The following is a 22,142-nucleotide window of genomic DNA, read 5'->3' on the forward strand; positions in this document are numbered from 1 at the left end:
GAAGCATGAATGTCAGCATATTCGGCCTGGGTTATGTCGGAACGGTGTGTGCCGCCTGTTTCACGGAGCTCGGCCACCAGATCATCGGCGTCGACAAGAGCGTGGCGAAGGTCGACCTGATCCGCGACGGCCGATCGCCTGTCATCGAGCCGGGCATATCCGACAAGGTGGCGCGCGCGGTCTCAGCCGGCCAGTTGACCGCGACCACAAACGCCACCGAGGCGATCGTCAACAGCGACATCTCGATGGTCTGCGTCGGCACGCCCTCCTCCGGCAACGGCAATCTCGACCTCACCGCGATCCGGCAGGTCGCAATCGAGATCGGCCGCGGGTTGCGTGCGAAGAACGCGCCGCATACCGTGACGATCCGCTCCACCGTGCTGCCCGGCACCACCCGCGGCACCGTCGGGCCGCTGATCGAGGAAGCCTCCGGCAACAGGATCGGCCGCGATTTCGACCTCGCCTTCAATCCCGAGTTCCTGCGCGAAGGCTCAGCGATCGCGGATTTCAACGCGCCGTCGAAGACCGTGGTCGGCGCCTTCAACCAGGAAACCGCCGATCGCGTCATGGCGCTTTACAAGGACCTGCCCGGCGCCAAGATCACGCCGCCGGTCGAGACCGCGGAACTTGCCAAATATGTCGACAACAGCTGGCATGCGCTGAAGGTCAGCTTCGCCAACGAGATCGGCACCATCGCGAAGACATTCGGCATCGACGGCCGCGACGTCATGAACATCTTCATGCAGGACACGCGGCTCAACATCTCGCCGGCATACTTGCGGCCGGGTTTTGCGTTCGGCGGCTCGTGCCTGCCCAAGGACGTCAAGGCGCTGAAGCATCTGGCGCACAGCCGCGGGCTGTCGACGCCGGTGCTCGAAAGCATTCTGCCGAGCAACGACATGATCATGTCGCGCGGAGCCGACTGGATCCTGTCGCACGAGGGGCGCCGCATCGCCTTCCTCGGCATCAGCTTCAAGGCCGGTACCGACGACGTGCGCGACAGCCCGTTCGTCGAACTGGTCAAGAGTCTGCGCGGCGAACGGCGGGAAATCCGGATCTATGACCCCAATGTGCAGCTGTCGCAGCTGATCGGCGCCAACCGGGACTTCCTGATGCGCAACCCGGACCTGGTCGGCCTGCTGCATGACGACGTGGAGGCGACGATCGAATGGGCCGATATCATCGTGCTGACGACGGCCGATCCGCGCTTCGTCGCGGCACTGACGGCAAGCCGTCCCGACCAGACCGTGCTCGAACTGGCTGATATCGGACTGCCCGACGAAGTCAGCGCCAGAGTGAGTGGCTTCCATTGGTAGGGATGACCATGGCGACCATGGCCGAGACCCGCGACCGACCCGAAATCCGCTTCCACGACGAGATCTCGTCGGGATGGGAGGCACTGCATCAGAGCCGCACCTTCAGGGCGCGCACTACCGCGATGTTTGGCCTGCTCGGGAATGCGGAGCTCAACGGCCAGCGCTGGCTGGATGCGGGTTGCGGCACCGGAACGCTGTCGCGCCTGCTCGCCGCGCGCGGCTGCGACGTCACCGGCGTCGACGCCTCGCCCGAGATGATCGCGGCGGCGCGCCGCCGCCTCGCCGACCTACCGGCCGAACGGCTGACCTTCCGGCAGATCCCGACCATCGCAAACCTGCCCTTCGCCGATCGATCGTTCGATGGCGTGCTGTGCGCGAGCGTGCTGGAATATGTCCCGGACGTGGCGCAGTGCCTCCGCCAGATCCATCGCGTGCTCAGGCCCGGCGGCGTGCTGCTGGTCTCGATCCCGAACCGCGGATCGCTGCTGCGCCGGGGCTACAAGCTCGCGCACGCGGCATCGTCACGCGTGACGGCGCGGCCGTTGTTCCGCTACCTTGCCTTCTCCAAATTCGACACATCGCCGGCCACAATGCAGGGCCTGCTGCGACAGCATGGCCTCACGATGCTCGACTCAAGCTTTGCCGGATCCCCGCTGCCGCCGGCACTCGATCGCCGGCCGGCGGTCGGCACGCTGATCAACATCCTGGCCCGCCGCGATAATTGACGCGGCAGGCGGACGCCCGTCGCAAATCTTGATCGCCATCAGCGACTTGGTCATGCCGAGATAGCGTTCGCGATAGATTTTCGCGTCCGGAAAGGTTTCCGTCATCTCGCGCCAATCGAACAGGTGCCAGTCGGGCGCGGTCCGCTTGAACCAGAAGCGGTTGAAGGTGTCGATCAGCGTGATTTGCAGCCGCCGCGGCAGCAGCACGATGATCCCGGGCAGCCAGGTATGGCTCTCGATCGGAAAGTACCGGTACGGCGTCTGCACGTAGAACGATTTTGCGATCCGCGAGATCTCGCCGGCAAAGCGGTTCTGGTGCTCGCGCGCGACATGCAGGAAATCTGCGTCGCTTGCGATCCTCACCACGTCCTGCTTCGGCCCGGTGACGTGCTCGATCACCGACGAGCAGAAGCAGAAGTCGAACGCCTGATCGTCGAACGGCAGGCGCTCGGTCTCCTGCAGCAGCACAGTCTTGAAGCCGAAGCGCTCGCGCGCAGCTTTCAGATCGTCAGCCGCGATGTCGCAAACCGTGATGTCGCTATGGCGCGGCAGGATCGCGCGGATGTGCCGGCCGGTGCCGCCGCCGAGATCGAGGATCTTCGCATCGAGCGGCAGGTTCACGGTGCGGACGAGGAACTCGCCGCGCCGCTGGCGTGCCGCACTGGAAAATCGGGCCTGAATGACGCCCAGCACGATCAGCCTCCTGCTTTCGGTCGCACCGATCCAGCACGACGCATGCGATCTTTCCCGCTCACTTGATGGCCTCGAAGAAGATCGACTCGTCCGGCCGGTTGTCGAGCCGGTCGATATCGGGACAAATGCCCTCGCGATAGGCCCTTATGTGGGTCTCCGAGCACCCGGCGTCGCAGAACAGCGTCGCGAGCGACGCGCGGGTAAAACCCCAGTGATGCGCGAAGGCCACCTCCTTGCGGCGTTCGATCTCGAACACGCCCTTGAGGAAGGCCTGCGGCGCCGCCGGATCGTACAGCGCGACGATCCGTTCCATGTCGGGGACGACGATGCGGCATACCCCGCCCGGCGCCAGCACCCGCACGATCTCGCGCGCCAGCCGCGCGACCTCGTCGGGAAACAGATGCTCGAACACATGCGCACTGAACACCGCCGTGAGGCTGCCATCTGCAAACGGCAGCGGCTTCGTCAAATCCATATGGCGGAGTCCCGCAAACTTGCCCTGCTGATGTTCGGCATAGCGGGCATCGTTCAGCAGGCCGGCGAGATGCAGCGCTTTCGCCGCGAACGGCAGGCGCGCGATCCACAGATGCATCGTGATGTCGGTGTTGATCCAGCCCTCGATGCCGCAATTGAAGGCGCCGATATGCAACTTCGAGAGCGCGCGGCCCGATGCGTCGTTCGTCATATCCGCTCCCGCGCCGAATTGGTCAGCACGACCGTAATCACCGACGCCGCGCTGGAGGCCACCATCGCCGCAACCGCACCCGTTACCCCCCACGCGCCGGCCGCGAACGGCAGCACGCAGCACAGCGCGACGAGGCCGGCGATCCGGCTCAGCATGAACCGCTGCGGCTTGCCAGTCGCAAACAGCGGCAATGCGAGGCCGAGCCACACCGCATCGAGCGCCATCGCAGCGCCCATCAAGGCGAGGCTTCCGGTGCCGATCTGATAGGTCTGCCCATGGATGACGAGCGCGAGGATGCGCTGGCCGAGCAGCACGATCGCCGTGCCATAGGCCGCGGCGATCGATCCGAGCAGCAAGGCATTTTCACGCGCGGCCGCGGCAACGGCGCTGCGCCGGCCGGCGCGCAGCTCGGATGCGATCTCCGGCAGGCGGACCGAGAACATCGTCGCGCAGAACTGGCTGAGCGGTGCGAACACCAGCAGCAAGATGCGCAGCGATGCACTGGCGTCGAGCCCGATCAGGATACCACACACCGGGATCAGCCCGATGCTGCCGATCCAGTAGGTGAGCGAGGTCGCGACGAACCAGCGGCCGTTCCGGAACAACCGCCGCAGCGACCCGCGGAAGATTCTTGCCTGCGGCCAGGCCAGCTCGTTGGTGTGGGCCAGCAGCAGGCTCGCCGAGATCGCGGCCGAGATCGCGATACACCCCATCGCTGCGGCCGCGCCGGTCAGCTTGAGCGCGATCATCAGCCCGGCCGAGGCGACCAGCGCCACGCAATAGGTCAGCGAGGACGCCACCGCGCGCGGCAGCCGCCCGTCGAGATAACAGATGCGGCGGAACATGCTTTGCAGCCGAACCGCCGGGATCGCGAGCCCGGTTGCAACCACGAGCCCGCCCGCTTCGCTGCCGATCGCGGCAATCACCAGGCCTGCGATCACCAGCAGCAAGCCGAGCGAACCCGAGATCAGCAGCGACGACAGATAGAGGCCGAGCCGGAGCTGCGGCCACAACGATTTCGGGATGCGATGCGCGGTCGCCGGCAGGCCGTCGTCGAACAGGCCGCGCAGGAACACGGCCTCGATCAGGATCGAGAACGACCAGGCGACGCTGAACCGGCCGAACGAATTGATGTCGAGCACATTGGCGAGCACGATCGTCAGCACGAAGGCGGCGCCGCTGAGCAGTGCCTGATCGACCAGGCCGAGCGCGACATTGCCGCCGGCTCGCCGCAGCCGGCGGACCGATCCGCTCACGGCGGCGGCGACCCGGGACTGGCCCGCCGCGCGATCCAACCTGTCGGTCAACGCACTCACGCCTCACTCACACGCAATCTGGTGAACGCCCGCCGCGGCACCGTTTGCAGCCTCGCCTCCGGCCCGAAATAGCACCAGAACACCAGCACGCAGCCGAAATAATTGTGCAGCAGCTGGCTCGAATCGTTGGCGGAGGCGACCACGACGAACAGCAGCATCGCGAACGGCGCCAGCCAGTACATTCCTCGCCGCTCGAAAGTGAAGACGATGGTGTTCCACAATGCGCGCCCCAGCAGCAGGATGTAGAACACGCCGCCGAGCAGACCGAACTGCAGGAAGGCGTCGAGATAGGAATTTTCGAACGAGCCGAACTCGGTATTCCACGGCGCCATGTTGGTCAGTTCGGTCGCGGGCGAGTTCGGCAGCTCGTTGAAGAATCCGGAGAAGCCGTAGCCGAGCCAGGGGTGTTGCCAGAAGAAATGCGGCCACACCGACCAGAGGAACGAGCGGCCGGTCAGATTTCCGCTGCGGCCGACCAGCCCATACAACTCGTCGCTCGGCACCGCGAACACGACAAGCGCCACGAAGGCGAGGCCAAGCCAGTAGATCGCCGCGGCGCCCCTGTGCCCGAGCGCCACCAGCAGCAGCCCGAACGTGACGGCAAGCGCCGTCAGCATGCTGATCAAAGGTCCTGCGGCGCCGGCCGCCGCGAGCGCAAACAGATGGCAGCCCATCAGCAACAGCGACCAGCCGAATTGCTTGCGCGGCCCCGCCAGCATGCGCACGAAGCAGATCAGCACCATCAGGCCGAAGAACGCGCCTGCGAGATTCTTGTGGCCGAACACGCCGGCATAGGCCTGGGTGCCGAGCACCGTCGGCCGATGCAGCGGGTCGTAATCCCATTGCGAGCCGAGCACCGGAAACAGCACGACGTGAACGATCAGGACCACGATCCCGATCCGGAACAAGGTGTCGACCAGACGGTCGACCGGACAGCTGATCACGACCCAGGCCGAGAACATCGTGGTCAACAGATACATCGCGAACTTGACTGACGAGCCGGCGGGATCGGCGCTCAGCATGAGCGACACCAGCGCGAAGGCCATAAACGTCAGATAAAGGTGCGATTGCAGCATCAGCAGGCCGAAGCGCTTCCGGTCGACTGCAATATGCAGCATCAGGAGAATGTAGAGCAGCAGCCACGCGCCGCGGAACAGCGTGGATTCGCCGGCCCGTTCCGCGAACGAGATGCCCTCGATGAAATTGAACAGGAAATAGATACAGCCGAGCACCATCACCAGATAGGCGTGCAGGAACACATCGGTCCGCCACCACCATCGGCCGATCATGGCGCGGCCTCCTGCCGGGCCGGCGCCCGCGAGAGATGATCGACCGCAGCGCTGAAGCGGGCCGCGGCGTCGGCAAGCGCATCGCGTCGCACGCTTTGCCGGGCTCGCTGCGACATCGTTTCCCAGCGTGCGGGATGTTCGAGCAGGCCGCGCGCCGCATCGACCCACATCTGTTCGTCGAGAGCGCAAACATGGCCGTTGTCGCCATCGCGCACCAACTCGCCGCCTGCCCCGACATGCGGCGACACCAGGCAGGGCACGCCGCACTGCATCGCCTCGTTGCAGACGAGGCCCCACGGCTCCAGCAGCGAGGGCAGCAGCAGCAGGCGGGATTGCAGATAGACTTCCGAGATCGCTTGCCACGGCACATAGCTGTCGTGGCGGACATCGATGCCGGCATCGCCGAGCCGCGCCAGCATCCGCGCCTCGGCGGCGCCGGACCCGACTACGCGGATACTGAGTCCGGGCAGCACCTTGCCGAGCGCGATCGCGACGTTCTCGAAGAAGATCGCATTCTTGGCGTCGTCGTTGATGCGGGCGCACCAGAGCAGATGAAACGGACGGTCGTGGAAGGCGGGCACCGTCGCCGGCGGATCCCATGCCGGCACCAGCGGCACCACGAACAGATCGTCGTCGACCACGCCCTGTTCGCGGAAATAGGCCCTGCCCTTGTCGCTGCAGCAGACCACCGCGTCGCACTGGCGGAGCAGCCATGGCCGCGCCAGCCGGTGATAGGCGGTGTTGGGCATGGTCTCGCGCCAGCCGTCGATCGTCAGCGCGAGCGCCTTGCCGTTGGCGCCCGCCCATGCCGCGCCGGCCAGCATCGAGGGATAGAGTCCGTTGACGAACAGCACGTCGGGCGCAAGCGCGTTCAAGGCGCGGCCGATCCCGATATTGACATGGGTGTGACGCGACCGCGACAGCGGGATCGAGACGCCGGGCACCGTGCGTGTGGTATAGCGCGGCGTAAACGAGCCGGCCCAGAACCGATCGGCCTCCTGCGCGGTGCAGGACAGCACGGCGAGATCGAGCCCTCCGTCAACCAGCTCGTTGTAGAGCCGGTTGGTGTAGGGTGTGATCATGTTGTTGAAGACGACCACGCGCGGCGCCATGGCTCAACGGTCCCGCGGCGGCGCCGCGTCGTGCCGGCAGATCGCTCCGCAATGATAAGTCGCAAGCCGGGTCGCAAGGCCTGGGCCGACCGACAACAGCGACTTCCGCACGATGCTCTTCACCAGCCCCTTCAACCGCGACGAATGAAAAGCATGCACCGGCAGGCTGTGGTCCCAGGTGCCGAAGCCCTTGACCTTGAGCCCCACTGTCTCCAGCAGCAGCCGAAAGGTGTCAGGCGTGTAGAAATTGATGTGGCCGATGTCGAGCGTCGATTGCAGCGCCCCGCGACTGGTCCGCGCGTGCAACTCGCAGGGCACCTCGACATAGATGAAGTCCCGCGAGACGCGAGCGAGCTCGTGCAGGAATGCGCGCGGCTCGGGCACGTGCTCCAGCACATGGCTGGCATAGACCAGGTCGAACGATCGGTCGGCGAACGGGATCGTCGCACCATCATAGCTCGACCAATGGAACGGGGCTGAAGCGGCGCCGTCGATCTCCAGATTGGTCGCGGGATCGATCACGTCGATGCCGGTGAAATCGCGGCCGACACCGATCGCGGACAGCCGCGCCAGCACGGCGCCGGTGCCGCAGCCGACCTCGAGCACAGTGCCGATCCCGGCAGCGGACGCACCAAGCAGGCCGGCAATATGATCGGCCTTGTCGACCGCGCAGACGCGGCGCCAGTCGCGCTCCTGCGCGGAATAGACGCCCTCATAATGCGCGTTGTGTCGTCCGACGAGAAATTCCATGGTCATGGCCTAGCCCTCGCTTCGGGCGGCATTCGGGCAAGCTCGTCGAGGCGGTCGTTCGATTTGCGCTCCAGATTGCGCCGCTCTGCCGGCGAGCGGCGGTCGAGATCATATCCGATGTCGGCCATGGTCTTGGTCAGGATGTCGACGTTGCGCTGCGGAACGGCGGCAAGGCCGGCCAGCAGCTTTTCCCGGTGCACCCAGCCCGGCCCCTTCAGTAGATCGATCGCTTCGGTGTAGAGCTCCGTCTTCACCAGGCGCGCGAACTCGGCAACGACCTCGACCGAAAGATCGGGCGGCAGCGCATCGAACATCGCGAGCGCCATGGCGCTGCGCTTGACGACGATCCAGCCCTCATTGGGTCCGAGCCGGTAGGACATCCGCAGCAGGTCGAAATTGGCGTCGCTCAAGCCCTGCCTGGTGTTACGAAGCCAGAACAACACCAGCCAGAGATAGGGATCGGCCGGCGCGCAGCCGAGCGACTTGCGGATCGCCGCATCGAGCTCGCCCATCCGGGCGTCGACCTGGTCGCCGGATGCGAGCGCGTTCTCGGCGAGCCGCAGCCGGATCACCGCCGCGCTGCGATCGCTCGCAGGCATGCAATCAGATGGCGCCGCGGCGCGGGAGAGCGCCGGCGCAAGCACGCCGAGCTCGGCATCGCTGACCGCGACGTTGCGCAGGATCAGGTCGCTGGCGCCATCCAGCCGGATCTGGTCGACAAAGTCCGGCAAGGTGGTCGCGCCCCAGGCGACCGACGAGCACGCGACCACGGCCAGCAAGCCGCGCGCGAACCAGACGGCGGCACGCCGGGACATCGCATCGCGTGTCTCACTCGGTGTAGCCATATCGCCCATAGTGCGAGTTGTAATAGTAGTTCTTGCCGCCATAGCCGCTGTAGCGGCTCATCGCGGCGATGTCGGCCTTGTTGAGCACGACGCCGAGCAGGTTCTCGTTGACCGCGCGCGCACTGCGCAGCGCCCGCTCGACCACCTGCACCTGGGTCTTGCCCCATTCCACGATGAAGATGAAGGAATCGACGAAGTGCGCGGTGATGCGGACATCGACCACCGGCGTCAACGGCGGGAAATCGACGATCACGTAATCATACTGGCTGCGGACCCCGTCGATGAAATCCTTCATCTGGTCGGAAGCCAGCACCTCGTGCGAATGCGCGATGCGCGACCGTGTGGCGCCCGGCAGGAAGGCCAGACCCGTCTCCGGATCGCGCCACAACACCTCCTGCAATGTCGCATTGTTCGACAGCACGTCGAGGATACCGCGCTCGGCACTGGCGGCGACCTTGCGGCTGAGCGAGGGATTGCGCAGGTCGCAATCGATCAGCAGCACGCGCGCCCCGCTCTGCGCCACCAGTTGCGCGAACACGAAGGCCAGCGTCGACTTGCCCTCGTTGGGCAGCGCCGAGGTCAGACCGAGGATCTTCGACGGCTTGGTGACGTTGAGGTCGGCATTGACCTTGATCGAGCGGATCGCTTCCGAGAACCGCGAGAACGGCGAATCGATCGCCGCCCACAGCACCGCCTCGTCGCCGCGCTGGATCGTGCGCAGGCCGACTGGCAAATTGGGGCGACCGGCCCTCGGAGGCTTGAGCTGGCCCGGCGCGACGCGGGGCACGATGGCGACGCAATCGGCGTCGAGGATGGTCTCGACCATCTCGGCGGTGCGGAACACCCGGTCGTAGAGATCGCGCAGCACGCCGAGCCCGAGGCCTGCGATCAGGCCGCCGAGCGCCGAGAGCGCCAGCACGACCAGGGTCTGCGGGTGGCTCTTGCTCAGGGGACGCGAGGCACGGGTGATCACCCGCGCCTCGCTGACCGGGAACGACTGCTGCTGCACGTTTTCCATGTAGCGCTGCAGGAAATTGTCATAGAGCGAGCGATAGGTCTGTGCCGAGCTCTCGAGCTCGCGCAGCGTGACCTGCGCCTGGTTGGTCGACTGCGATTGCGACACCGAATCGTTGACGGCGCGCTCGATCTCGTCCTGGCGCTGCAGGGCGATCGCATAGTCGCTCTTGTAGCTTTCGGCGAGCCGCTTCAGCTCGTCGATAATCGACGACTGGATCTCGCGCATCTGGTTGCGCAGGTTGACCGCGGCCAGATGATTGTAGCCATAACGCGACGACCAGTCGGCCTCGCGATTGGCAAGCTCCAGATATTGCGAGCGCAGCTTGGTGATGACCTGGTTGTTCAGGGTATCGGCGACCGTCGCATCGGGAACGCCGCCCTTCACGACCGCCTCGATGCGGTCGAGCTTGGCCTTGGCGTCGGTGACCTGCGACTTCACATGCAGCAGCTGGGTGTTGAGCTCGCCCAGTTGCTGCTCGTTGAGCAACTTGCCGCTGGAAGTGACGATATTGTTGGTCTTCTTGTAGTCGAGCACCGCGCGCTCGGCATTGGATGCCTGCGTACGCAGCTCCTGGATGCGGTCCTGCAACCAGACGCTGGCGCGGCGGGTCGCCTGGTACTTGGAATCGAGCTGGTCGACGATGTAGGCATCGGCGACGGCGTTGGCGATCTGCGCCGCGCGCTCCGGATCGAGCGAGCGGAAGCTGACCTCGATCACATAGGTCATGCCGCGGCGGCGGACGTCGAGCTGCTTCTGGAAGGTGCGGACTGCGCGCCGGGTCCGGTCGAACTCGTTGGGCGGCGCGCTGCCGGCGAACAGGCCGGTCACGAAATCCAGCACCGCTCCCGCCGCGCCGGCCTTGGAGCCGATGAATTCCGGGTCCTCGTTGAGCTTGAGGTCGCGGATCACCGTGAGCGCCACGTTCTCCGACTTCAGGATTTCGACCTGGCTCTCGACCGCGGAGGAATCGACGGGGACGTCGTTCGCCGGCGACTGCTGCTGGAACACCTGGAATTTGCGCGTGTCGATGATCATCGTGGCAAGCGCGGTGTAGCTCGGCGCCGCCGTCGCGAGATAACAGATGCCGCCGAACAGGCAAAGCCCGGCGGTGCCGAGGATCACCCAGTACTGCCGCAGCAGATAGGTGACGAAGGCGTCGAAGGTTTCCGCCAGCGACGGCAGTTCGGCCGGACGATTTCTCAGATCGACAGTCGGCGGAATCTGGTTGCGCTGAAGCATCTCGTCCTATCGCCGCGCCGGCAGGATGGATCCTGCCCTCGCGCCCTCCAATAGCGCCGGGACGCGTCCCGACATCGAAGCGCATTGCTGCAGAGAGTTCTCCATCGGCAACCGCAAGCCCGCTCAGGGAGTCACTGTGGAAATGAGTGTGGTGCCCGTCGTGTTGCCCGAACTGCTGACCGACGAGGTGAAGCTGAAGATGCCGGTATTCACGCTGTTGCCGTTGATCGCCTCGAGCGTGCCGCCTCCGGCGCCGGTGGCGCCGATCGCGCTGGTCTGGCCGCCCGAAGCGCCGGCGCTGCCCGCGCCGCCGGCGCCGGTCGCTGCGGTGCCGGCATCGCCTGACGCTGCGGCAAACGCCATCACGGTGTCGAGGTCCTTGGTGTCGGCGATCGCCTGCTGGATGCGCGTCGCGTAGGGCTGGTTGCTGCGCACCACGATGCGCGCGGCCTGGGCGAGACCGGCGGCGATCGCGGTCTTCTGATCCTTGCTTGCCTTGGCAAGCAGCGCGATCAGCGGATCGAGCGCAGTCGGATCGTTGACGGCGAAATCGCGTGCCCGCGAGGTCAGCTCCACGCCTGCGTTCGGAAACTGGGTCAGCAACTGCTCCGGATTGGCCTTGAAGCTCGTCACCGCCTGGGAGAGCTGGACCAGCCCGCCCGTCGTTTGCGCCATCACAGCGCCGCCGGGCGCCGCGAGCGCCAACATCACAAAAACCGCCAGGCGCGGGGCGGAAAAACCGCCGGATCGTTCAAATGTGAACACTTCTATCTCCCTAACGAATACTAACAGTTCGTTAGCATAGTCAGAGTTATCGCGCCAATTAAAACCCCTGCCCGGCACGACGCGCGAAATCAACGTTAACCGGCCGCCCCGGCCGTAACATGGCCGTCACGGTCGCCACGGGCATGGCCGGAGCGGAAGGATTGTGACAGGCCCGCCCCGAGCAAGGCGGCGATAACAACGGCATAGCCGGTGATCTGGAGCGAGAAATCGATCATCGAATGCAGCGCACCGGCAACCGACGCGCAGAGTGCCGCCAGCGGCACGATGACGTCGCGGCGGCGCGTCCGCACGCCATGCGCGAGCACGCCGAAGGCTGCGAGCAGCGCGATCATGACGGCGCCGGCCATTAACATTCCGCCGTCGGACGCGAGCTCGAGCCAGCTGTTGTGCGCCCGGTTCCAGGTCCCGCGCAGCGAGATGTCGTCGGTGCGATAGGCCGGATAGACCCATTCGAAGGATCCGAACCCGGCGCCGAGCCAAGGGTGGTCCCAGATCATCCGCAGCGTCGCACGGTAGGTCGAGAACCGTCCCTCGTCCGACAGGCCCATCGTGCTGAAGCGCGCGCCGACGCCGCCGCCGAGCAGTTGCAGCAAGGCGAGTGCGACCAGGCTGCCGATGCCGAGCGCGACGATCAGGCCGTAACGGCGCGGCATCCGCTTGCGAAACAGGATTGCGGCGCCGACGACCGCGGCCAGCAGCGAGATCCCCACCCCGCCGCGCGATCCGGTCAGAAACATTGCGAGCAGGCAAATGAGCCAGCCGACCCCATGGCCGGCAAGCCGGCGCCGCGCCGGCCTGTCGAAGCGCGCCAACAGACGTGGCAGGCTGCCCCGGCGCGACGGCCAATGCCGCTCGATCAGCTCGCAGCCGAACAGCAGCCAGATCAGGGCACAACACCCATAATAGATGGCGGCGGTGTTGCGGTTGACGAACGGCGAGGTCAGCCACTCCAGATGCGCCTGCTTCTCGTGCAGCAGATAGATCCGGGTGGGATCGATCGCGAAAGTGACGATGCCGCAGATCGCATAGGCGAGGCCGGCGAGCGCCACCGCCCGCAACAAGCCGCGCGCCAGGATGCGATTGGCGCCGAGCACGACGCCGATGGCGAAACTGAGCAGGCAGACGATCGCAACACCGGCGGAATAGAACGGCAGATTGGTTGCGATCGCCACGACGGGCGGCAGCTCGGCCGGCAGCAATCGGCCGGCCTCCGCCCACAGCGCGTTCGGCGCCGAACCGAGCCAGGGCCGCACCGCCGATTGCTCGTGCAGCACCAGCATGGCGAGCGCCGTCAACAGCGCCGTCACCGCGAGGATCGCGAGCTGGCCGCCGCGCAGGCGCATCGGCAGCACCCCGAGCAGTGCGATTCCGAGCAGGATCGACCAGATCGCCGGTGCGACAGCGCCGATCGAGCCGAGCGGCAGCGGCGCCAGCGCGACGACGGCGCAGAACAGCCACGACGACCAGCGCACCGGCCACGGCAATGCCGTCGCCTCGCCCGAGCCGGAAGCTAATCGCACAGGTGTCATGAAGCCGGCCGTGCCGGCTCACGCCCTAGTATCAGGGCGCAAGCTTGATCGAATTACGAAGTAAGGTTGCGTTGTAGGCGGCCACGATCGGATCGTTCGCCGTTGCGGTGACAAGGCGGATCTGCTGCATCAACTTGGCGTCCTCGACGGATGCCGCGTTCGACGCATAGAGCACGTCCTTGTTGCGCAACTGGAAACGCGTGGCCAGGAAATAGCCGGCCGGATCGCGGAAATTGATGTTGTAGACGACCGGGATGATCGGCCCCGAATATTTGCTGACGTCGACGCCGAGCTTGGCCGCCACTTCCGGCAGCTCGCCGCGATAGACGAACACCGAGGCCGGATCGGCCGAGGAATCGTTCAGACCGCCCGCCTTGGCGACCGCTTCGGCGAGCGAGATGCGCCAGGCTTCGAAATTGAATTGGCCCTGCGCGCCCGAGGCGCCGAAGGCGACGAAGGTCTGCGGCTCGCGGTAGACATAGATGGTATCGCCGGGATGCGCGTAGATGTTGCTCTTCGGCTCGTAGACCAGCTGGCCGAACGGCACGGTGGTGCGCTTGCCGTCGCGCTCCAGCATCACCCAGGTGTCGAACCCCTGCCCTTTCGGACCGCCGGCGCGGGTGATCGCATCGAGCACCCGCTCGCCCGCGGCGTTGGCGGGGAAGCGGTTCGGCGTATTGACCTCGCCGAGCACGGAGATCAGCGAGGTGCGCTGCTCGATCAGGGCGACCACGGCCTGCGGCTCGATCGCGCGATTCTTCAGCGCATCGACGATCGAGCGCTGCACTTCGGCCGGGGTGCGGTTCTTGGCGCGGATCGCGCCGGCATAGGGCACCGAGATGTTGCCGTCGGTATCGACGTTCTGGTTCGGCAGCGTGATGTAGTTGCCGGGGCGCACGCCGGCCTCGACCGGAATGAACAGACCGCCGGCGGCGGCCTCGAAGATCGTGACGCTGACGACGTCGCCGATGCCGAAATGGATGTCCTTGGGCGGCGGGCCCTGGATGCCGCCGGCGAGTTGCGGCGCGAACGACGCCAGCACGTTCTCGACCTGCGGCGTGATCTTCACCATCGCATACGGCAGGCTTTCCGCGTCCTTCTGCCCGGCAAGGACATCAGAACTGGTCGGACCGTTGGTCGGCATGTAATGGCAACCGCCGAGCCATCCGGCGGCCGCAAGCAATAACATCACCCGAATGAAATTCGTACGCGACATTCAAAAATTACTCCGGCCGTGCCGTAACACGCCGATTATCATAATCACAAGGTTCCACGATATATTGCGGTGCAATTGATAAAGAATGTTAGCAAGGTGCGGCAATTCGGCGACACCCGCGCATCGCCGTGCGACAAAGACCGGCGCGACGTCACTCCGGCTTTGATTTTGTGTGATGCTCCAGTTATCTGTGAATGAGATAGTTTGCGTTAACCGATTGAGGGGTCGATGGCCCGCATGAAGTCCCTGACGATTGCCTTGGGAATTGCCCTGGGAATTTCCTTCGGAAGTTCCTTCGGAACGGTCGCCTTCCTGGTTGGCGGCTCGAGCGCTTTTGCCGCCGAATTGAGCGTCTATAAAGCCCCGCGCGCCGTCGAGCGGGTCAGCGGCAATTGCCAGCGGCTGCAATATTGTCACGGCGATATCTGCCAGTGGAAGCGGGTGTGCTGGCACGGCTGTCCCGACCGTTATGCGTGCGCCCCGCTCTACGGCGCCTACGGGCCGTATGGCGGCCGCGATTATTGGGCGGCCTATAGCTATGGCGACCTCCGCCCGTTCTGAATGTTAGTTGATTAACATAACCGCCGGCCTGCGAACGCAGATGCCGCATCCGACGGTTTTCCGAGCATCGGATTAACCCCGGCTTAGCACCCGGCCCGCTAGGATGCGGGCGCAGGGTTTGGTTATGTTATTTGTTTTCCTCGGCAATTTGATCGGCGGCGCCGCGCTCGGGCTACGCCAGCACTGTCTGGCGCTGGCACCGGTGGCGCTTGCGGAGCTCGCGCTGCTCGTCGCGATCGGCGGCGCTCGGTCAGAGACCCTGCTGTGCATGGTCGTCGCGATGGTGGCGCTGCAAGGCGGCTATCTCGCGAGCAGCTTCGCGCCGCTGGTCTGGTCGCGCTGGTTTCGCAGCTCGACGCCGCTGCTCGCGCTGCGCCGCCCGCAATAACGCCGCATAACGCTGCCTCATTGGGCGCGACCGATTCCCATTGACCTCGCGGCAAGCCCGGGGCATCCCGCTGCCTCGCGTTCTCATCCTCCGCAGGAACAACCTTCTCAGGATTTGCCCTTCTCGTGTGGAACGTCACGGCTTTCATCTGCATCCTGATCGGCGCGTCGATTCCATTCGGCTTGATCGACGGATCGCTCGCCACCGGTCTGGTCGGTGCCGCAACGTCGCTCGGACTGCTGGCAAGCCTGACGGCGATCCGTCCCGGTGAACTGTCGTTCCTGAAATCGGTCGCCGGCCCGGCGATGGCTGCGGCGCTGCTGCCGATGCTCTGGATCATCCTGCAGATGCTGCCGCTGCAGACGCTGGCGAATCCGGTGTGGAAGTTCGCCGGCGAGACGCTCGGCGCATCGCTGACCGGCAGCGTCACGATCGATACCGGCGCAAGCCTTGGCGCGCTGCTGGTCTGGCTGTCATTTCTGTCCGTGATGATCGCCGCCGCGGCGATCGCGATCGATGCCCGCCGCGCCGACAGGGTGGCTCGCAGCATCGCCGCGACGGCGGCGGTCGCGGGCCTGATCCTGCTATCGGACAGCGATCCGCTGAAAACGTGGCTCGGCGCGGCCAGCGCCGCGCGCGATGCGACGGCAAACGGCTTTTTGCTCGTCGTTCTCGCCGGCGTCCCGCTCGGCCTGGCGCGCGCACTCGATGGCGGCGGCGGGCACGGCGATGGCCGCACGCAGGCGCGGTTGGCGCAGCTGCGCTGGCTGCTTGCCGCGAGCACCCTGCTGTGCGTCATCTGCGCCTGCTGGTACGGCCGTCGCGGCGCCGCGATCGCGCTCGCTGCCGGCATCGCGCTCGTGCTGATGACGTTCGCCGCGAGAAAACTTCATCTGCATCGCTGGAGCAGCGCTGCTGCGGCGGCCGCGATCGCGCTGATCGCACTGGCGACGGCGGTCGCCAACCGTCATCCGGATGTCCCGCTTGCCATTGCCTTCACGGAGGCGCCGGCCGAGCTCGTGCAATCGACCCTAAATCTGCTCGGCGACCTGCCCGCGCTCGGCAGCGGCGCCGGCACCACGGCGATGCTGGCGTCGACCTACATGGACTGGCAAGGCGCAACCACGCGGCCGGTGGTGGCAACCAGCGCGGCCGCCTTGATCGCGCAGTTCGGTTCCGCCATGTTCTGGACGTTACTCGCGGTTACGGTTGCAGCCATCGCGGCATTCACGGCCGGCGCGCGCAATCGCGGCCGCGACTGGTCTTATTCCGCGGCGGCCGCGGCCGTATTGCTGACGCTGGCGCTCGCCGCCTTCACCTTGCCGGAATTGCCGGCGTTGCCCGGAGTGATCGTGTTGGGAGCCGTGATCGGAACAGGACTTGCCCAGCGCATCAGCCGTCCACGGCTGCGGGCGGGCTAGACGGCAGATGCGCAGCCTCCTCCGGCGTCTTGTCGGCCAGACCGGCGGCCTCGACCATGACGAGGGCGACGAGAGCTGCATCTATGCCGTCGGCGATATCCATGGCCATGCCGACCTGCTGCAGGAGATCTGCGCCCGCATTGATGCCGACATCCGCAAGTCGCGGCCGGCGCGGCCGATCCAGGTGTTTCTCGGCGACTACATCGATCGCGGACCGGACTCGCGCGACGTGATCGCCATGCTCGAGCAGCGCCGCCGCACCCGCAGCATGATCTGCCTGCTCGGCAATCACGAAGCCTGCCTGCTGGAGTTTCTCGTCAATCCCGACATGCTGGCGCAATGGCGGCAGTTCGGCGGCCTGCAAACGCTGATGTCCTACGGGCTGTCGCCCTCGCCCAATCCCGATGCCGCGGAGCGGCGGGCGCTGGCCCGGCAATTGGTTCGCCAAATGCCGCCGGCGCATCTCGCCTTCCTCCGCTCGCTGCCGATCTGCTACGTGCACAGCCGCTACTTCTTCGTGCATGCCGGCGTCAGGCCCGGCGTCGCGCTCAACCAGCAGCGCAAGGAAGACCTGCTCTGGATCCGCGATGACTTCCTGCTGTCGGAAGAAGATTTCGGCAAGGTCGTGGTCCATGGCCACACGCCGGTGTATGAGGCCGAGCTGCTGCACAACCGCATCAATGTCGACACCGGCGCCTATGCAACCGGCCGCCTGACCTGCGTCAAGCTGGAGGGACCGCGGCGAACCCTGCTGACGACCGGCGACCGCCTGACGCGCCAAGGTTCACGCCAAGGCAAACACGAAGGCTCGCACAATGGCTGATACGCTGCAGCGGTATGCGCGGCTGCTGTCGCCGGCTTTCAGGCCGGCGACAACAGCGATCGGTGCGTTGACGCTGGCGTTGTCGGCGTGGTGGCTCGCCGCCGATGCATTGCGCGTCAAGCCGTCGCTTGCGGCCAATATCGGCGCGGTCAGGAGCGAGCTGTGGCTGCGTGACGGCTGGAGCGAATTGCAGCCATCGCCCGAGGCGGCCGAAGCCTCCTTCACGCGCGCGCTTCGGCTCTCGCCGATGGATTCCGGCGCCTGGTTCGGCCTCGCCTCGGCGACCGGGCGGTTCGACTGGCTGAACCCGACCACGTCGAAGGCGTTGAAGATGTCTTATTACACGGGCTTCAACCGCAGCGACTTGATCGCGCCGCGCCTGATCCTGCTGGCGCAGGTCGACACCGCACGCGATGTGGAGCTGGTCGATCTGCTGCAGCGGCAAATACGCCTGATCCTGACCCGCGCGCCGGAGCTGAAAGGCGCGATCGGCCAAGCCTATCGGGTCGCATCCGATGCCAACCGGCGCATCATCGAGGCGGAATTCAAGGATGCCAACCAGAGCATTCCGGAGTAACGCAGCGGCACGGGTAACCGTTGGACGGCCGCCCCGTCAGATGCCCTTGTGCCGCAGCACCGCGCCGACCGTGCGGAGCAGGATGCGCAGGTCGAGCATGAAGCTCCAGCTCTTGATGTAGATCAGGTCGTGCGCGACGCGCAGCTGCATGTCCTCGATCGCAGGCGTCGCACCGCGCAGTCCCTGCACCTGGGCGAGGCCCGTGATGCCGGGCTTGACGTGCTGGCGCTGCGCATAGCTTGCGATCAGCTTCGAATATTTGTCGTCATGCGCCAGCGCGTGCGGCCGCGGCCCGACCAGCGACATGTCGCCGCGCAGCACGTTCACCAGTTGCGGCAGCTCGTCGATGCTGCGCCGGCGCAGCGTCGCGCCGATCCCGGTCAGCCGCGGATCGTTCGGCCGCGCCTGGGTGATGACGTCGCCATCCTCGAGCACATGCATCGAACGAAATTTGAGGATATAAAATTGCTTGCCGTCGAACCCGTTGCGGCGCTGCCGGAACAGGATCGGCCCCCGGGAGTCGAGCTTGATCGCAATCGCCGTTCCGATCAGAAGTGGCGCGAACAGCACCAAGAGGCCGCTGGAGGCCACGATGTCGAACAGGCGCTTGCCGGCACGCTCGAGCGAGGTGAGCGGCGAGCGCTGCATTTCCAACGTCGGTATCGGGCCGGTCGCCACCATCCGCAGCGCCAGGAACCGTTCCGCGGTCCGATCCGGCAGCAACCGCACCGGCAACGGTGACGCCCGCAGCTGATCGCACACGAACTGGATGCGCGGCTCCTGCTGCCAGGGCATCGCCAGGATGATCTCGTCGGCGCCGCATTCGCGCGCCGCGCGAATGGCCGACGCGACGGCAGCGCGATCGGCGTCGTGGTCGGACTGGCCGGACAGCTGAACCCGCCGCACCTCACTGAGGCCGAAGTCGCGCAGCAGGCTCGATTGCCGCACACGCGACAATTCGTCCGCCATCCCGACCACGACCGCACGGCGCGTCGCCAGCATGCCGCGGTCGATCGCGCGTTGCAGCGGCGCTTGCAGCAGCATGCGTCCACCCACCAGACCAAGGCCGCCGATCAGACCGAACGACAGCACCGATCCGCGGGAGACGCCGGAGCCGACCTTCAAGAGGAAGATGATCAGGGTCATCAGCAGCACGACCAGCAGCCAGCCGCCGAGCAGGCTGCTCCAGCGCCGGTCGAGGCCGGCCAGCACCTGCGGGTTATAGAGGCCCTGCGACTTCGCCACGAACATGTGAAGGATGGCGGCAAGGACCCCGATCCCTAGAAAACCCTCGAAGCTGTTGCTATAAATCGTGTGGTAGTAAAACAGATGATAGGCCGCGCCGCCGATGATGCTGGACAGCACGACGATGACCATCTCGAAAGCGACGGCAAACGCTTCGAGCGAGGCAAAAGCGAACGAGAAGGCGCCGAAGTTAACCGGTACCTTCGCTAATCGAGCGTCCGAAAGGTCGGTCATCGGGAATTAACATTCGTGTTAACAATTCATATGTTTAATATCAGGCAGGTCGTGAGCTCGCAAGACCTGCCGGCAATCTCAGGCAGAGAGCATCGATGAGTTCATCGACTGGCGAAACCGAAGCCGCGCTTGTGGCCCTCCTTCACTTGATCCGCCTGATGGGCGCCGAACTCGTCGCAGGTCAACATCGCGACGACGTCGAGGTGCTCGTCAAGGCAGTCGAAACAAAACTGCGATCGGCCCGCTTTCCAGCCGAAATGCCGAATCAGGACATCGTCAATGGCCTGGACCTCGCACAGGCCAGGTTGCGACCGATCCTCGAAGAGCTGCGCGCACGCTCGGAAAAGGCGCATCTGAGCGACCAGCTGCTGCTGGCGCCCAGGCCCTCGCGAATCCACTAGCGGATCAGCCGGTCGTCAGCTCTGAACTTCACCACGGCGGGGCAAACCGCTCCCGCCGCTGGATCTGAGCGCAAGCTTCTCCTCGATCTTCATTTTTTCGAGCAGCAGATCGGTCACGATCCGGCGCAGCCGTTCATTTTCCAGCCGCAATTCGTCAATACGGTTGCGCGCAGGGGGGATCCCATCTCGATCTTCGGAGTGAGCGGCGAATTCGGTAACAGTACCATTCGCCTGGTGACCGCGCGCGGCCTCCTGCTTGCGCCAGCGGTGAAATGTCATCACGCTAACGCCCAGCACCTTGCACGCTTGGGCTTGTGACTGCCCCCGCGCCATGAGTTCCTCGGCCTGTTTGACCTTGGAAGTGATCTCCTCAGTAGAATGACGCCTCATTGGTCATCTCATTGCCCCCTAGATTGGCAATAATCGCATGGCCTATAAGCTATGTAAATGCAACAGGAAATTCAAATTGAGGATTCCCCGGGGGTCTTTCGGGAGCCTCAAGCTTGCCATCGGCAGCGACGCATTGTGCGAAGAAACGCCGAAGCTGCAAGGTACTTACCGAGATATTTGCGCAATATTCCCCCTCAGCAAGCGGCCGAGAAAAAAAGCTATACTACTTTTGGGGTATGAGAATTTGATCTGGATAACTGGCGCACTGTTTGCATTCCCCAATGAGAAGTAAATGAGAACATCCGATCGGTCCGTCGACAGATTGTGAGTGCACCATGTTCCCTTGTGATAGCACCGCCGCCGGTCAAGTAAGGATTTCACAAAACTCTAACAAACTGATCCCGCAGCTTTCGCGCCCGATAGCTTGCGGTCACGCACGTGCGGAAGTAGTTACTAAGACGTTAGGTGTCGTGAGGGTTTCAACATATTTGAGCATTATTTTCGCGAGACCTAACACTCATAGCTCGATCCACGATTTGTCAATTAAACGCTTTCCCACCCGAGGCCATCCGGCGGACCCACGACCGCCCGACAATCCGCGAACTATTCTGTGCTGACGCCAGTCAGAGCCAGTCTCTGATCACCACTTTTGCGAGGATCGACACTATGGCGCGTCTCAAGGTCTTCGAGGGGAACCAATCCACGTCCAGCGAGGCGACCGACGCGCTGGAGCGGCTGGTCGCAGAGAATTCGGAGCTTCGGCATACCGCCGTCGAGTTGGTCTTGCAGACCTGGATCCTGCGCGAGCGCCTGTCCGATGTCGTGACGCACAAGCCCGTGCGTCAGGAACACTGACCGCTCCTCCCCTTTGACCGCAATCCTTCGTAGCAAATATCCGCCAACTCGCCCCACCGAGTGGCGGGGCGGAGCACTCTTCAATTCAAAATTGGCGTTTTCACAGCACGCGCGCCAGCATCCTCGCCGGATTGGCTTGGATGTGGCCGCAAATTCTGCTCGGTGGGAGGCTGACGACTTCAGCTGTGAATCCGGCGCAGCGCGACGCGCGGAGTATTCTGCTCACGGGACATGCCGAACGAACGCGACGAATCCGGGCGCTCGTGGATTTCACGTAGCTCGGCGATATCAAGCATCAGCGCAACGACTTCGTTGCGCAACGATTGATTGGTCGCCAGCAATGCCTCTTCGATCGGCTGATGCAAATGTTGAATCTTGTGCTGCTTCATGGCGCGCCCTCGCTCTGCGGTTAAGGGTATGAGCGATGTGATTGAAGTTTCGATGACAGGGTTATTCCGCGCACATGCAATGCGGTTAATGGGGCAGGTTTGCGACAAACACGGCTCCGCGTTAAATTTTCTCCATCAGGTTCCACAACCTGATCGCGAAGCGCTCGATCGATGGCCCGAATGTGTCGCAGAGGTGCGACGGCCGCGGCGGCGATAAGGCGCACAGCCAGACAACGCAACTCAGCGAAGATGGGAGTTCGAGCAAGCGCATGAAATTGCTTGGCGAACATCGATAAGCTCCGTGGCTTGCGCTGCTCAACGCGCGTCGGCCGGGGATCA

General features: G+C 64.8%; 23 protein-coding genes. 9 read left to right on the plus strand and 14 right to left on the minus strand.

Going from position 1 to position 22,142, the window contains the following annotated elements:
• Nucleotides 1–5: 5 nt before the first annotated feature.
• Complete coding sequence (locus ACVINW_RS36465; protein WP_456755754.1) at nt 6–1,316, plus strand: nucleotide sugar dehydrogenase; 1,311 nt, start codon at nt 6–8, stop codon at nt 1,314–1,316.
• A gap of 8 nt (nt 1,317–1,324) precedes the next feature.
• Nucleotides 1,325–2,041: a class I SAM-dependent methyltransferase gene (locus ACVINW_RS36470; protein WP_456755755.1), complete on the plus strand. Its 717-nt coding sequence runs from the start codon at nt 1,325–1,327 to the stop codon at nt 2,039–2,041.
• Here ACVINW_RS36470 and ACVINW_RS36475 read toward each other — a convergent pair.
• The 11 genes from ACVINW_RS36475 to ACVINW_RS36525 all read right to left on the minus strand — a co-directional run bounded on the left by ACVINW_RS36475 (nt 1,949) and on the right by ACVINW_RS36525 (nt 14,519).
• Complete coding sequence (locus ACVINW_RS36475; RefSeq protein WP_456755756.1) at nt 1,949–2,734, minus strand: methyltransferase domain-containing protein; 786 nt, start codon at nt 2,732–2,734, stop codon at nt 1,949–1,951. The two genes, ACVINW_RS36470 and ACVINW_RS36475, sit on opposite strands and share 93 nt — an antisense overlap.
• A 58-nt stretch (nt 2,735–2,792) precedes the next feature.
• Nucleotides 2,793–3,419, minus strand: coding sequence for a class I SAM-dependent methyltransferase (locus tag ACVINW_RS36480; protein ID WP_456755757.1), 627 nt, complete (start codon nt 3,417–3,419; stop codon nt 2,793–2,795).
• Nucleotides 3,416–4,735 carry a polysaccharide transporter gene (locus ACVINW_RS36485; protein ID WP_456755758.1) on the minus strand — a complete coding sequence of 440 codons (1,320 nt, stop codon included), beginning with the start codon at nt 4,733–4,735 and terminating at the stop codon, nt 3,416–3,418. The genes ACVINW_RS36480 and ACVINW_RS36485 overlap by 4 nt, the downstream gene beginning before the upstream one ends.
• The gene (locus ACVINW_RS36490; protein WP_456755759.1) at nt 4,732–6,024 is read right to left on the minus strand and encodes an O-antigen ligase family protein; all 1,293 of its coding nucleotides are present in this window, start codon (nt 6,022–6,024) and stop codon (nt 4,732–4,734) included. The genes ACVINW_RS36485 and ACVINW_RS36490 overlap by 4 nt, the downstream gene beginning before the upstream one ends.
• Nucleotides 6,021–7,136, minus strand: a complete 1,116-nt coding sequence (locus tag ACVINW_RS36495) for a glycosyltransferase family 4 protein (protein ID WP_456755760.1) — start codon at nt 7,134–7,136, stop codon at nt 6,021–6,023. Before ACVINW_RS36495 ends, ACVINW_RS36490 begins: the two co-directional genes overlap by 4 nt.
• Nucleotides 7,137–7,139: 3 nt before the next feature.
• Nucleotides 7,140–7,892, minus strand: a complete 753-nt coding sequence (locus ACVINW_RS36500) for a class I SAM-dependent methyltransferase (RefSeq protein ID WP_456755761.1) — start codon at nt 7,890–7,892, stop codon at nt 7,140–7,142.
• Nucleotides 7,889–8,701 carry a hypothetical protein gene (locus ACVINW_RS36505; protein WP_456755762.1) on the minus strand — a complete coding sequence of 271 codons (813 nt, stop codon included), beginning with the start codon at nt 8,699–8,701 and terminating at the stop codon, nt 7,889–7,891. Before ACVINW_RS36505 ends, ACVINW_RS36500 begins: the two co-directional genes overlap by 4 nt.
• A gap of 13 nt (nt 8,702–8,714) precedes the next feature.
• The gene (locus tag ACVINW_RS36510) at nt 8,715–10,988 is read right to left on the minus strand and encodes a polysaccharide biosynthesis tyrosine autokinase (RefSeq protein WP_456755763.1); all 2,274 of its coding nucleotides are present in this window, start codon (nt 10,986–10,988) and stop codon (nt 8,715–8,717) included.
• Between the two features lie 123 nt (nt 10,989–11,111).
• Entirely contained in the window at nt 11,112–11,753 is a 642-nt protein-coding gene (locus tag ACVINW_RS36515) for a hypothetical protein (protein ID WP_456755764.1), read from the minus strand.
• 95 nt (nt 11,754–11,848) lie between these two features.
• On the minus strand, nt 11,849–13,303 hold the full coding sequence (locus ACVINW_RS36520; protein WP_456755765.1) for an O-antigen ligase family protein: 1,455 nt from the start codon (nt 13,301–13,303) through the stop codon (nt 11,849–11,851).
• 31 nt (nt 13,304–13,334) lie between these two features.
• Nucleotides 13,335–14,519, minus strand: coding sequence for a polysaccharide biosynthesis/export family protein (locus tag ACVINW_RS36525; RefSeq protein ID WP_456755766.1), 1,185 nt, complete (start codon nt 14,517–14,519; stop codon nt 13,335–13,337).
• A 228-nt stretch (nt 14,520–14,747) separates the two neighbouring features.
• Between ACVINW_RS36525 and ACVINW_RS36530 the strand changes: the two genes are divergently transcribed.
• The 5 genes from ACVINW_RS36530 to ACVINW_RS36550 all read left to right on the plus strand — a co-directional run bounded on the left by ACVINW_RS36530 (nt 14,748) and on the right by ACVINW_RS36550 (nt 18,289).
• Complete coding sequence (locus tag ACVINW_RS36530; protein WP_456755767.1) at nt 14,748–15,080, plus strand: hypothetical protein; 333 nt, start codon at nt 14,748–14,750, stop codon at nt 15,078–15,080.
• A gap of 124 nt (nt 15,081–15,204) precedes the next feature.
• Nucleotides 15,205–15,468 carry a hypothetical protein gene (locus tag ACVINW_RS36535; RefSeq protein WP_456755768.1) on the plus strand — a complete coding sequence of 88 codons (264 nt, stop codon included), beginning with the start codon at nt 15,205–15,207 and terminating at the stop codon, nt 15,466–15,468.
• Nucleotides 15,469–15,593: 125 nt separating this feature from the next.
• Nucleotides 15,594–16,889, plus strand: coding sequence for a hypothetical protein (locus ACVINW_RS36540; protein WP_456755769.1), 1,296 nt, complete (start codon nt 15,594–15,596; stop codon nt 16,887–16,889).
• 7 nt (nt 16,890–16,896) lie between these two features.
• Nucleotides 16,897–17,712 (plus strand): metallophosphoesterase family protein, encoded by an 816-nt coding sequence (locus tag ACVINW_RS36545; protein WP_456755770.1) that lies wholly within the window; start codon nt 16,897–16,899, stop codon nt 17,710–17,712.
• Nucleotides 17,705–18,289, plus strand: coding sequence for a hypothetical protein (locus ACVINW_RS36550; RefSeq protein ID WP_456755771.1), 585 nt, complete (start codon nt 17,705–17,707; stop codon nt 18,287–18,289). Before ACVINW_RS36545 ends, ACVINW_RS36550 begins: the two co-directional genes overlap by 8 nt.
• 36 nt (nt 18,290–18,325) lie before the next feature.
• Here the strand turns inward: ACVINW_RS36550 and ACVINW_RS36555 are convergent, their stop codons facing one another.
• Nucleotides 18,326–19,768, minus strand: coding sequence for an undecaprenyl-phosphate glucose phosphotransferase (locus tag ACVINW_RS36555; RefSeq protein ID WP_456755772.1), 1,443 nt, complete (start codon nt 19,766–19,768; stop codon nt 18,326–18,328).
• Between the two features lie 95 nt (nt 19,769–19,863).
• On the opposite strand from ACVINW_RS36555, the gene ACVINW_RS36560 reads away from it, so the two are divergent.
• Nucleotides 19,864–20,169, plus strand: a complete 306-nt coding sequence (locus ACVINW_RS36560; protein WP_456755773.1) for a hypothetical protein — start codon at nt 19,864–19,866, stop codon at nt 20,167–20,169.
• 15 nt (nt 20,170–20,184) lie between these two features.
• Here the strand turns inward: ACVINW_RS36560 and ACVINW_RS36565 are convergent, their stop codons facing one another.
• Nucleotides 20,185–20,559 (minus strand): transposase, encoded by a 375-nt coding sequence (locus ACVINW_RS36565; RefSeq protein WP_456755774.1) that lies wholly within the window; start codon nt 20,557–20,559, stop codon nt 20,185–20,187.
• Nucleotides 20,560–21,225: 666 nt separating this feature from the next.
• Between ACVINW_RS36565 and ACVINW_RS36570 the strand changes: the two genes are divergently transcribed.
• Nucleotides 21,226–21,414, plus strand: a complete 189-nt coding sequence (locus ACVINW_RS36570) for a hypothetical protein (protein ID WP_456755775.1) — start codon at nt 21,226–21,228, stop codon at nt 21,412–21,414.
• A 179-nt stretch (nt 21,415–21,593) separates the two neighbouring features.
• Here ACVINW_RS36570 and ACVINW_RS36575 read toward each other — a convergent pair whose 3' ends face one another.
• Nucleotides 21,594–21,803, minus strand: coding sequence for a hypothetical protein (locus ACVINW_RS36575; RefSeq protein WP_456755776.1), 210 nt, complete (start codon nt 21,801–21,803; stop codon nt 21,594–21,596).
• Nucleotides 21,804–22,142 lie beyond the last annotated feature (339 nt).

This window comes from Bradyrhizobium sp. USDA 4461 (genome assembly GCF_054055655.1).

Bases quoted from the DNA above. Each gene is read 5' to 3' on its own strand.
- ACVINW_RS36525 (WP_456755766.1), bottom strand. From the start codon at position 14,519: ATGTCGCGTACGAATTTCATTCGGGTGATGTTATTGCTTGCGGCCGCC.
- ACVINW_RS36535 (WP_456755768.1), top strand. From the start codon at position 15,205: ATGTTATTTGTTTTCCTCGGCAATTTGATCGGCGGCGCCGCGCTCGGG.
- ACVINW_RS36470 (WP_456755755.1), top strand. From the start codon at position 1,325: ATGGCGACCATGGCCGAGACCCGCGACCGACCCGAAATCCGCTTCCAC.
- ACVINW_RS36520 (WP_456755765.1), bottom strand. From the start codon at position 13,303: ATGACACCTGTGCGATTAGCTTCCGGCTCGGGCGAGGCGACGGCATTG.
- ACVINW_RS36570 (WP_456755775.1), top strand. From the start codon at position 21,226: ATGGCGCGTCTCAAGGTCTTCGAGGGGAACCAATCCACGTCCAGCGAG.
- ACVINW_RS36480 (WP_456755757.1), bottom strand. From the start codon at position 3,419: ATGACGAACGACGCATCGGGCCGCGCGCTCTCGAAGTTGCATATCGGC.
- ACVINW_RS36575 (WP_456755776.1), bottom strand. From the start codon at position 21,803: ATGAAGCAGCACAAGATTCAACATTTGCATCAGCCGATCGAAGAGGCA.
- ACVINW_RS36555 (WP_456755772.1), bottom strand. From the start codon at position 19,768: ATGACCGACCTTTCGGACGCTCGATTAGCGAAGGTACCGGTTAACTTC.
- ACVINW_RS36490 (WP_456755759.1), bottom strand. From the start codon at position 6,024: ATGATCGGCCGATGGTGGTGGCGGACCGATGTGTTCCTGCACGCCTAT.
- ACVINW_RS36560 (WP_456755773.1), top strand. From the start codon at position 19,864: ATGAGTTCATCGACTGGCGAAACCGAAGCCGCGCTTGTGGCCCTCCTT.
- ACVINW_RS36550 (WP_456755771.1), top strand. From the start codon at position 17,705: ATGGCTGATACGCTGCAGCGGTATGCGCGGCTGCTGTCGCCGGCTTTC.
- ACVINW_RS36465 (WP_456755754.1), top strand. From the start codon at position 6: ATGAATGTCAGCATATTCGGCCTGGGTTATGTCGGAACGGTGTGTGCC.
- ACVINW_RS36510 (WP_456755763.1), bottom strand. From the start codon at position 10,988: ATGCTTCAGCGCAACCAGATTCCGCCGACTGTCGATCTGAGAAATCGT.
- ACVINW_RS36545 (WP_456755770.1), top strand. From the start codon at position 16,897: ATGCGCAGCCTCCTCCGGCGTCTTGTCGGCCAGACCGGCGGCCTCGAC.
- ACVINW_RS36530 (WP_456755767.1), top strand. From the start codon at position 14,748: ATGGCCCGCATGAAGTCCCTGACGATTGCCTTGGGAATTGCCCTGGGA.
- ACVINW_RS36565 (WP_456755774.1), bottom strand. From the start codon at position 20,559: ATGAGGCGTCATTCTACTGAGGAGATCACTTCCAAGGTCAAACAGGCC.
- ACVINW_RS36505 (WP_456755762.1), bottom strand. From the start codon at position 8,701: ATGTCCCGGCGTGCCGCCGTCTGGTTCGCGCGCGGCTTGCTGGCCGTG.
- ACVINW_RS36500 (WP_456755761.1), bottom strand. From the start codon at position 7,892: ATGACCATGGAATTTCTCGTCGGACGACACAACGCGCATTATGAGGGC.
- ACVINW_RS36495 (WP_456755760.1), bottom strand. From the start codon at position 7,136: ATGGCGCCGCGCGTGGTCGTCTTCAACAACATGATCACACCCTACACC.